General features: G+C 46.0%; 4 protein-coding genes. All 4 read right to left on the reverse strand.

Annotation, left to right across the window (positions count from 1 at the left end; all coding sequences use genetic code 11):
* Positions 1-302 (reverse strand): hypothetical protein (locus GXO76_12050; protein ID NOY78591.1); only part of this gene is annotated, 302 nt, incomplete at its 3' end.
* Positions 303-396: 94 nt separating this feature from the next.
* A complete protein-coding gene (locus GXO76_12055; protein NOY78592.1) occupies positions 397-1,590 on the reverse strand; it encodes a TIGR03087 family PEP-CTERM/XrtA system glycosyltransferase in 1,194 nt (397 codons plus the stop codon).
* A 300-nt stretch (positions 1,591-1,890) separates the two neighbouring features.
* The gene (locus GXO76_12060; GenBank protein NOY78593.1) at positions 1,891-2,862 is read right to left on the reverse strand and encodes a glycosyltransferase family 2 protein; all 972 of its coding nucleotides are present in this window, start codon (positions 2,860-2,862) and stop codon (positions 1,891-1,893) included.
* On the reverse strand, positions 2,852-3,955 hold the full coding sequence (locus GXO76_12065) for a hypothetical protein (GenBank protein ID NOY78594.1): 1,104 nt from the start codon (positions 3,953-3,955) through the stop codon (positions 2,852-2,854). The genes GXO76_12060 and GXO76_12065 overlap by 11 nt, the downstream gene beginning before the upstream one ends.
* Positions 3,956-4,038 lie beyond the last annotated feature (83 nt).

The raw sequence follows: 4,038 nt of genomic DNA on the forward strand, positions 1-4,038 counted from the left end.
GTGCGTGAGTCCAGAATCCGAATCTCGGGCTGCTGGCTTCCCGGTAGAATCAGAGCAAAACTTTTGACGGGCAGAATGGGTTGTCCGGGTTGCGGCAGATAGCGGCCGCCGCGGAAAAAGGGGACTTTTTGGCCCGATTTCGGCTGGGCCCGAAAGTCAACGGTCGGCAAGGTGTAGGTTATTCGATAGCCATCAGGCACCTTTTCGAGGACTATGTCAGTTTCCGCCGACCACGCCAATTTTGAAACAACAACCAAAAGCAGAAGAACTCCGAGGAGTCCTATTAGACGACGCTGCGTCACACACATTCCCTCACATTTTTCTCCACAAATAAACGGGCCGGCTCGTTTGCAGAAAAGCACGATGCCTGCCCCCTGTTAATTAGACTTGTTTTGTTCAGATATTAAATTCCGCCAGAATATCGTTCAAAGGTGCCAGAGCCGTTTGCCAGGAATAGTTTTCTTCCACAAATTGTCTGGCCTGTGCTGAAAAGCGTTTCCGTTTTTCCGAATCGTTCATAAACGAGAGCACCTTTTCCGCGAATACGTCCGGCTGGTCTGCAACCTCAATCTCGCGGCCTGGCGTCGCGTCAATTCCCTCCAGCCCTACGGATGTGCTAACAACCGGGGTACCGATGGCCATGGCCTCCAGGATCTTGTTTTGTAAACCCGCACCTGCCCGTAAAGGACACACCGCCACGGCTGCATTGCGAAGCTGGGGACGTAAATCGTTAAGCCGCCCGGTTACAAACACACCCGGATTTTTTTCCAGTTCCCGGATCTGCTTTTTCGGCTGAGTTCCCACAAAAAAGATTCGCGCCCGGGGACGCTCTCGTCTAATCTGTGGGAAAATGGTGTGATAAAAGTAAAGGGCGGCATCCACATTGGGTAAATAATTCATGTTGCCGTGAAAGACAATCTTATCGGCGTCGTAGCCGTTTGGCGCATATCGAAAGTAGGTTAAATTTACGCCATTTTTCACCACGTTTACGCGATTTTCTTGTTCCGGTTGATAGAGATAATCTCGGTCAATCTTGGAAATCAGAATCGAGCGGTCAAAAGCCCGCAAAATCTTTTTTTCGTAATTGAAAACCCGTTTTTTTTCGAGGGAATAAATCTTGTTAAAACTCCTGTTCTGGTAAAACCCCGAAAAGCGCAACAGGCGTTCATAATTCAGAGAGATGGCATCCGTCAAATCAATCAATTTTGGAATCGAATCCTGGTTCATCACATAATTGGCCATCCGTAACAAATGGACAAATATGAGATCAAACGAATGAGATTTCAATTCTTCAGAAATGGTCCGCCTCATTTTTTCGGTTGAATAATAGTGCACCTGAAGAGGCAATTTCGAAAAAAAACCACGAGCCATGCGCGAATACAACGAAAGTCCCGATGCAAATTTCACCGGCCGAACGCGGACATTCAATTGAGAACTTTCCAATTGTTTAATTTGGTGAAAATTCTCATAATAACTGACGAGTGTCACATCGTGTTTTTCGGCCAGGTGGCGCAGCAGATAAAAAGCCCGGATGCGATCTCCTGTGATGGGTGGAACCGGCCATCGGGATGTGAGAAAAAGTATTTTCATTCGGTTTGGGTCATTCTATTTTTGACAGGATGAACAGGATAAACTTTTTAATTAATAATTCTTCGCCACAAAGAGCCAAAGACACAACGTTTTGACAATAAATAAGATAATAAAACATGTGTAAATTTTTCAAAAACACAAATTCGAATTCATCGTTGCCATAATCATAATATTCTTAGCGTCTTAGTGGTTTTGTGGCATAATTTTATGAATAATACGGGTCAAAACAACTCGTGAAAATTCGTGTCATTCGTGGGAGTCCATTTCTTAAATCCCCCCATTCCTTATCGGCACAAGCGCTTACCCGTCAGAATACCCGTCAGAATTTTCCCATTGAGGTGCTCTCCCCATTTTTCCGATGAGGCTGTGAAAAAATCCCAGCCAGACGGCTTTTAACTGGCGCTTTTTGTTTTCCGATTGAATTGATAAAATATAGGCGATTCTCCCCAGAAAATAAAGAAAAAAATTCAATCCAAACAGGTAGCCCTTAAAAAAAACATTCCGACCCGATGAAAAGGCCTTCCACCGGTTTCGTGTTTGGTAGTACAAATAATACGGCGTGTAGGCCCGTGTGTGTTGACCGGCCCCCACTTTGTGCCAGACTTTTGCTTTGGGGCAATACCAGAGGGAATATCCGTTTTTTTGCAGTCGAAGGGAATATTCCACATCTTCAAAATAGGAAAAAAAATCTTCTTCCAGATAGCCGATGTCTTCCAGCGCCTTGTGCGCAATTAAAAATGCGCACCCGGTAATAAATGAGATCTGTTTTTCACAGGACCACCGTGTTTCATCTTCTTTTTGCCGAAAGCCTTCCTGCGTAACCCGCGCCAGCATCGGCTGCACGGTTCCTCCGGCGTACCAAAGCACATCCGGCGGATCAAAATAATATATTCTTGCCCCGAATCCCCCGGCGTCCGGATGCCTGCTTGCACAGGTCAGGATTTCGTCCAAAAAATCCTTCGCTACAACCGTGTCATTGTTTAACAACAAATAATAATCGTATTTTTTGAGGATCGCAAGCTTCAATGCCACATTGTTTCCGGCGGCAAACCCGGAATTATTGGCCAGATAAACGGGGGTAATTTTTCGGTACGATTTCAGGCCCGCAATCAGTTTTTGCTTTTCGGCTTGCCGGGATCCGTTGTCCACAACAAACACGTGAAAATCCGTGTACGTTCCCGCGTAGATTGAATCCAGGCACGCGAGCGTGTCGGCTGTATTGTTCCAATTGAGTAAAATGATGGCAATTTTCGGTGCGTGTTTAAGCGGCATTTCGATTTCCCCAATAGCCAAGACGAAACTCCAGCAGTCCCAGGTAGAATCCGCAAAGGATAAATCCCGTGGGATTTACGGAATCACCGAACGCGGGCAAAATCATCATTAAAAACACCCACATTCCAATTAAAAGGGGTGCTTCATCCGTTGTCCTGACCGTTCGAATCGCCAAAAGAACCCGTGTGAATAGGAACAAAAGAATCCCCCAAAAAAGCAAAAGCCCCAAAATGCCGTATCGATAAACCAGGCCGAAATAGGGGATGTGAAACTGAGGGAACCATCCCAGACTTTTCTTAAGATATTTTTCCGTAAAGGAAAAACTGTCGATAGGCTGGTACACGATGGATTTCCATTTCGTCCCCAGTCCCATGCCCACCGCAAAGGAATACGGGCGGTTGTCCATGTTTAAGATCAGATTCCGAATTTCCTGCCGCCGGATGTCACTCCCGGTTGCTGCTCGTTGCGTGTTTGTGTAAATATTGATGGATTGAACGGTTTCGGCAATGCGTTTTGCCGTGGTGGGAAAAATAAGTGTCAGCCCCAACGCAAAAATGATTAGAGCCGCGCCAAACATCTTTGTCGATGAGAGCAGTCTCCTCCAAAAATGGCCGCTTAACCAGGACGCGACCACCAGGACAATCAAAATACCCAGCAAGAGAAGCACATAATTGAACCGCCTGGCACTTGCTACAATAAAAAACAGCGACACCAGTGCGACTGCTCCCAGACCTTTCCACGCCTGCTTGTGTAAAACCTTTCCCGCCACCCAGGCAAAAATGGGTAAATAAAGCATGAGCATTTGATCGTAAAGAATAACGGGAAGTCCAAAGGGCCACATGGTTTCAATCTTTCCCAGCAGAATTCCAATGAATCGAAAAATCCCGTAAAGGGCCAACAACCCCGTTAAACGAATCAGCCATTTTTTTGCGATGACCCAATCGGAGCGGCTCTCCAAAAAATTGACCGTCAAAAAATAGGCCGCTAAAAAGTAAAAAAACACCTGCAAAAGAATAATCGGGCGGATAATCCCGGTTGGACCATATCCCAGAAGGTTTCCTCTGACATGAAGGACCCCCCACAAGAAACTCATTCCAACAAAACCGGACAACGCCCATAATTCCGGAGATGAAAATCCTTTATACGAAAGCCGTTTCCGGTTCATTTGAATCAGTA

This window comes from Calditrichota bacterium (genome assembly GCA_013151735.1).
In the GTDB taxonomy this organism is placed as follows: Bacteria; Zhuqueibacterota; JdFR-76; order JdFR-76; family BMS3Abin05; genus BMS3Abin05.